Raw genomic sequence first — 1,887 nt, 5'->3', positions numbered from 1 at the left:
CGCCTATGCCTACACCCACCCCTGTTCCGCCAGGAACCTCACCGTCAAGGTCACCTCGCCGCAGGGCTTCCCGGCGACCGTCCGGGTCGTCACGGTGACCAACAACGGTTCCACCACGTGCGGCCTCGACTTCCACCCCGCCGTCGGCTTCAGCGCCAAGGGCTCCGCCCTCGGCATCCAGGCCACGCCGCCCGAGGGTCTGGGCGGCGCGCCGGCGCACCCGGTGCGGCCCGGGGCGACCACGTACGCGGCGGTGGACCTCAACCCCTCGGGCGGCGGCGGTCCCGTGGCCGACGAGATCAACATCCTGGCCGACCCGAGCCACATGCCGAACGCCGACGGCGTCAGCCTGCCGCTCGCCACCACGGGTACCGTCGCCAAGCCGAGGGTCGGGCTCTACCACTTCACCGCGCGCGACTCGTTCGACACCCTCTGACCGGGCGCGGCTCGGCTGCCCCGCAGCTGGTGGGCGACGGCCTGCACAGCCCGGGCACAGAAGCAGCAGCAGCCGCTTCCATTGGAAACGGCTGCCCCACGAACTCGACGCCGAGGGGTCGTACCGCTCGCTGCTGTTGGCGACGGCGATCGGGGACAGGTCGACCGTGGTGACCTTCACACCCTGCTCGGCGAGGTAGGCCGCGGCCCGGCCGGGGCCGCTGCCGATCTCGAGGGCGGTTGCCGGGTTCCCGAGGATGTCCATGCCAGGGTCGGCGGGGTGGTCGGTGTACTGGGTCCAGCGGAGCACGGGATTCAACCGCCTGCTGGCCGACTGGCTCACCACGAATTCATCCTTGTGGGTGTGCCGGTTTTCCGGTTGCAGCTCGGCCGCGTTCCATCAGCTGGATCATCCACTGCGGCGAGAGGGGCCGGGGCAAACATTTCCCCTGCGGTCAGTGTGCGCCGACATGCTGCACATGGCCCAGTGAGCCGCTCTGGCGGCTGACCGGGTCACGGTGCGCCGAGGCGCGGGACCGGCGCGTGGGTGGAAAGAAGGTGGCACACCGGGGAATGGGCGAGGAGGGGCGGACCGGACCGGCCGTTCGCGATCAATCACACGGGCCGGCCCCTCGACGAGGAAGCGTTCCAGGCCACGATCGATGGGCGGCCGGCAGCCATCTCCTTCCATGTGGCTGTGCCACCCGACCTGATCGCCCAGGCGCACGATGCCGGCATCTCTGGATCCAGCAGGTGTCCAGCCGTAGTCAGGGATGGGGGTACGCTTCCTCGCCTTCCGGAGGAGGTGAGCGTGTCGCAGGCCGGGGAAGACCCGGATCGTTGGGTGCTGCGGCTGCTGTTGCTGCTCCAGACCCGCCGGGAGTGGTCCGGTGCGGACCTGGCCGAGCGGCTGGAGGTGACCGTCCGCACGGTCCGCCGGGACGTCGACAGGCTCCGTGACCTGGGCTGTCCGGTCGACAGCGCCCGCGGGCACGCCGGCGGCTACTGGCTCGCTGCCGGCACCGAACTGCCGCCGCTCCTGCTGGACGACGACGAGGCCGTGGCCATCGCCGTGGCCCTGCGGACCGCGGCCGGCGGCCTGGCCGGCATCGAGGAGATGGCCCTGCCGGCCCTGGCCAAGCTGGAGCAGGTGCTGCCCCGCCGGCTGCGAGGCCGGGTCTCGGCGCTCCAGGCCGCCGCCTCGGGAATCGCCTGGGAGACCGCAGGCCCGCGCGTCGCCCCCGAACTCCTCGCCATGCCGGCGGTGGCATGCCGTGACCACGAGGTGCTGACCTTCGACTGCGCGACGCGGGCGGGTACGGCGGCTGCCCGCAGGGTCGAACCACAGCACCTGGTTGCCTCCGGCGACCTCTGGTACCTGCTGGCCCACGACACCGGCCGCAACGACTGGCGCATCTTCCGCCTGGACCGCATCACAGACCCCACGCCGAC

Annotated in this window: 2 protein-coding genes and 1 pseudogene; 2 read left to right on the top strand and 1 reads right to left on the bottom strand. The window is 71.9% G+C overall.

Annotated elements, in window-relative coordinates; all coding sequences use genetic code 11:
- Positions 1-436: DUF4232 domain-containing protein (locus tag ACWGE1_RS40855; protein ID WP_376167742.1), on the top strand; the 436-nt coding region annotated here is incomplete at its 5' end.
- Between the two features lie 171 nt (positions 437-607).
- Here the strand turns inward: ACWGE1_RS40855 and ACWGE1_RS40850 are convergent.
- Positions 608-700: pseudogene (locus ACWGE1_RS40850) on the bottom strand (SAM-dependent methyltransferase); the annotation flags it as partial.
- 546 nt (positions 701-1,246) lie between these two features.
- On the opposite strand from ACWGE1_RS40850, the gene ACWGE1_RS40845 reads away from it, so the two are divergent.
- Positions 1,247-1,887: helix-turn-helix transcriptional regulator (locus ACWGE1_RS40845; protein ID WP_453425535.1), on the top strand; the 641-nt coding region annotated here is incomplete at its 3' end.

Source organism: Streptomyces sp. NPDC054932, assembly GCF_053610205.1.
Note: the sequence above shows the minus strand (reverse complement) of the source record. Positions and strands in the feature narration are given on the sequence as shown.